This is a genomic window from Microcystis sp. M090S1 (assembly GCF_020246295.1).
Taxonomy (GTDB): domain Bacteria; phylum Cyanobacteriota; class Cyanobacteriia; order Cyanobacteriales; family Microcystaceae; genus Microcystis; species Microcystis aeruginosa.
The window spans coordinates 1-3,779 of the sequence record NZ_JADBTF010000006.1 but is presented as its reverse complement, the minus strand read 5'-3'; the positions used below and the strand labels follow the sequence as shown (position 1 = coordinate 3,779).

Here is a 3,779-nt window from a genome sequence, read left to right as displayed (position 1 = left end):
AAGTAGTCAATCAGCTTTTAAATGAAGGGGGATTGATTATTAAATGGAGTAGAAAACTTAAAAATAAGGGTAATGCTGTCAATGTAACTTAAATGCGTAAAAGCTTAGCAAAATAGCCCGCCTACAATCGATCGCCGGCTCTAATCCCATGCTGGCCAAGCAAGCAGTACAAGAGGCGAAACTAGGCCGCCATTTCCCAGAAGGAAAAGGAAGCGAATACGTCAATGTCGCGCCCTTTATCAATGCTATTTTTACGGCCCTAGGGATTATCCGATTTGTCGGTTTGGGGCTAGGCGATCGATCGCTATATATTTTCGGAGGGATAGCAATGCTGATCGCAATATCCCTGCGCTATATGGGAATAGGCTTAAATCAAGCCGCAAGAAGAAAGCCTTTAGGAAAAAAATAATGATGAATCTTTTACCCGAAGAATGGGAAGCGATATGGAACGAACTCGAACTCTTAGAAGGCGATCGAGCCTGTGAGTATAAGGGGGAGGTTTGGCAGTATATGGGGAGCCGAAGAGAGGGCGATCAATCGATCCATTATTTTCGCCACCGCCAGCACCCATCTAACAATAAACGGAAAGACATACAGATCGAGATACCGATATGATGGCCCTCACCCACGCCGCCCTATCAGTGGCGGGAACTACCCTACTATTAGGCGAAATTACGCCCCTAGGCCTTGGATTATCGATCATTGGCTCCCAACTTCCCGATCTCGATACCACTAAGTCAATGATGGGCAGAATTTGTTACCCGATCGCATCTTTCATAGAACAAAGATACTCACACCGAACCATCACCCACTCGCTAATGGCGACGGGGATTATCGCGCTGATCTCTCTACCGATCGCCTATTATTTCTCCCTGAAACTTTGGCTATGCCTACCATTGGGGCATTTACTATCCTGTTTTTCCGATACCTTTACCAAGGAAGGTGTGGGCTTATTTTACCCCTCACCCGTGCGGGCCATCTACGGCAATAACCCTAACTTCCGACTGCGGACTGGCAGCACGATCGAGTATTGGGTGCTAGGCCTAGCACTATTACTCTCGATCTGGTCGATCAATGTGCAATCTTCAGGAGGATTAATGCTGTCATTCAATCAATTGCTAGGGGTTAAAGAGGGCGTGGAAGCCGCGTACAATCGATACGGAGCCGATCATCATATCTGGGTAAATATCCAAGGAAATAAGGTAAGCGATCGAGCCTCGATCAATAGCCGATTCTTTCTGATCGCCCAAGAGGGGAAAGATTTCATCGTGCAAAATAACCGAGGAATCTATAAAACCGAGGATCAAATCACCATCTCGCGGATCACGGCAGAGACAGGAAAGACGGCCACCACCCGGGAAAAGGTGATCACCTTTAATGATGATGAGGTAAATGGCATACTGCAAGCCTTAAGCGATCAGACAAGCGGCATCTATCTAAGCGGCAAGCTGGAAATAGATGAACCCGATGATATTTTCAACACCAACCCGCCGGACCAATACCCGACCCTAACCAAATCTGGAAACCTGATTGATCTCTCCTACTGCCCGATCGAAAAAGCGATCGAGATTTTATCGGGACAATTTGGCTACGGAACCCTGACAGCACGAATCATCACACCAGCCCCATTCCACTGACATGATCCGATCTATTCTTCTCGCTGTACTACTAACCACACCGATCGCATTGGCACAGCCGACCTCAACCACAAACAGACCAGTGGAAGCGGAAATAAACTTAACCCCTAGCAAAAGCGCCACACCCAAGCGCCTGAAAATCAATCTATCGATCGCCAATCCCAACGATCTAAAAGTGAGAGAAGGGGATAAAGTCACCAGGGGACAGGTGATCGCTGATCGCGATGGGGAGCGATCGAGGCTCAACAGGGAGCGAAGAGAAACCCTGCTATCGATCGCCAAGATCGAACAAACACCAGTACCGCAATTAAGAATATCCCCCCCCATCCGGGAAATCCCACTGGCCAGCTTTGCGATCGAAGAAGCGGCAATACAGCAAGCAGAGCTAAAATTCTCCCAATCCCAGCGAAATTATCAGAGCGCCCTCAGTAATGATCCTTTTATCACAGCCCGGGCGAATGTGGATTTTGCCAAAGCAGCGATCGAACAAGCCTATCGGGAAGTGGAGCTACAGCAGAAAAAAATCGAGGCTATAGCCCAAGTCAAGGGCATCCCGCTGGAGATGCTCGAACACGAAACAGAGAAACTTAAAGAAGTGCGATCGAACTGGGAAAAACGCCAAGCAGAATACAAGTTTAGGGAAGCCGAATACAAACAAGTTGAGCAGGGACGCAAGGAATCCATCAGCGCACTAAAGGAAGCGGTAGAATCCGCGAGAGCGGAGCTAGAAATCGCTCAAGCAAGGCTAAGAGCCGCCAAAGAAAGCCAAAATCAGAGGGAATACGAATATCAGATCGCTATAGCGCGGCGGAATGAAGAGGCTAATCAATCTGCTATCACCGTATCCCAGCAAAATCTCGATCGAGAATTTAAACTCACTCAGCTTAAGGAGAGAATCTCCTCGATCGATGATCGGCTGTCCTCGATCGCCGTCGTTCGATCGCCTTTTGCCGGATCAATTAAAAGGATAAAGGTCGAAAGCCAATCCGATAATACTCTCAAGGTGACAATTTCACTAATCACGGATTAATCAGTTATCAGTTATCAACATTTTTCGCGGGTTAGACACAATGGCTGAAAATCTAGAGTTTTCGTTGAGGTGCGTCGATGCCTTGTCCAGTAAGGCTTTGAGCCTTATGACTGAGGTAACTATTGAGAATTATTATTAATAATGTCTATGCTTTTCAATATCCCACGAAAAATTACTGTACAATCCTTATACAGCCTAGTTTTGCCAAGCTAGTCTTTTAACTTCTTAGCAAGTTTAATTAATGGAAACTTTGTATATAGTTTGTATAATGAGAACTCCGAGAAGCAGTCTTTTAACTTCTTAGCAAGTTTAATTAATGGAAACGTTTGGTCACCCCCGTGGCCTCGGCTATCGACTGTAACACCTTTTAACTTCTTAGCAAGTTTAATTAATGGAAACCAGAAAGCCTCGGGTGTCTTCAGCGTGGACGGCCCCTTTTAACTTCTTAGCAAGTTTAATTAATGGAAACAAATTAAAACTAGAAAAAACAGAAAAGTCATCATGCTTTTAACTTCTTAGCAAGTTTAATTAATGGAAACCCTCTGTTTTTTAAGAAAGGAAAAGTAAAGGCCAGGCTTTTAACTTCTTAGCAAGTTTAATTAATGGAAACTTTTGTACGAATTTTGTTGTTCAGACATTATCGGTAGCCCTCTCTTTTAACTTCTTAGCAAGTTTAATTAATGGAAACAAGTATTTGTACTCTGCAAGGAGCTCTTTATCCTCTTTTAACTTCTTAGCAAGTTTAATTAATGGAAACGAAAATCTTTACAGCTTTTCCTGCCAAATAGATTTCTTTTAACTTCTTAGCAAGTTTAATTAATGGAAACAAAACATTTTCGAGAGTGGTGTTTTTTTGGCTCACAGCTTTTAACTTCTTAGCAAGTTTAATTAATGGAAACCCAAACCTGCCGGGAAAGCAAACGATATGTGCCAATTTCTTCTTTTAACTTCTTAGCAAGTTTAATTAATGGAAACAAGAGGCAAGCGGTTGCCCCAATTACTCCAGTCACGACTACTTTTAACTTCTTAGCAAGTTTAATTAATGGAAACCATCCAACGGAGTAGGGGCAATTCATGAATTGCCCCTACTGCTTTTAACTTCTTAGCAAGTT

Annotated in this window: 3 protein-coding genes and 1 CRISPR repeat array; all 3 genes read left to right on the top strand. The window is 44.1% G+C overall.

Annotation, left to right across the window (positions count from 1 at the left end; all coding sequences use genetic code 11):
• The first annotated feature begins 148 nt into the window (after positions 1 to 148).
• On the top strand, positions 149 to 409 hold the full coding sequence (locus tag IM477_RS00245) for a hypothetical protein (protein ID WP_287729958.1): 261 nt from the start codon (positions 149 to 151) through the stop codon (positions 407 to 409).
• 202 nt (positions 410 to 611) lie between these two features.
• Complete coding sequence (locus tag IM477_RS00240; RefSeq protein ID WP_287729957.1) at positions 612 to 1,637, top strand: metal-dependent hydrolase; 1,026 nt, start codon at positions 612 to 614, stop codon at positions 1,635 to 1,637.
• A gap of 1 nt (position 1,638) precedes the next feature.
• The gene (locus IM477_RS00235) at positions 1,639 to 2,667 is read left to right on the top strand and encodes an HlyD family secretion protein (protein ID WP_287729956.1); all 1,029 of its coding nucleotides are present in this window, start codon (positions 1,639 to 1,641) and stop codon (positions 2,665 to 2,667) included.
• 214 nt (positions 2,668 to 2,881) lie between these two features.
• A CRISPR array of direct repeats spans positions 2,882 to 3,717; the repeat unit is 35 nt; unit sequence CTTTTAACTTCTTAGCAAGTTTAATTAATGGAAAC.
• Positions 3,718 to 3,779 lie beyond the last annotated feature (62 nt).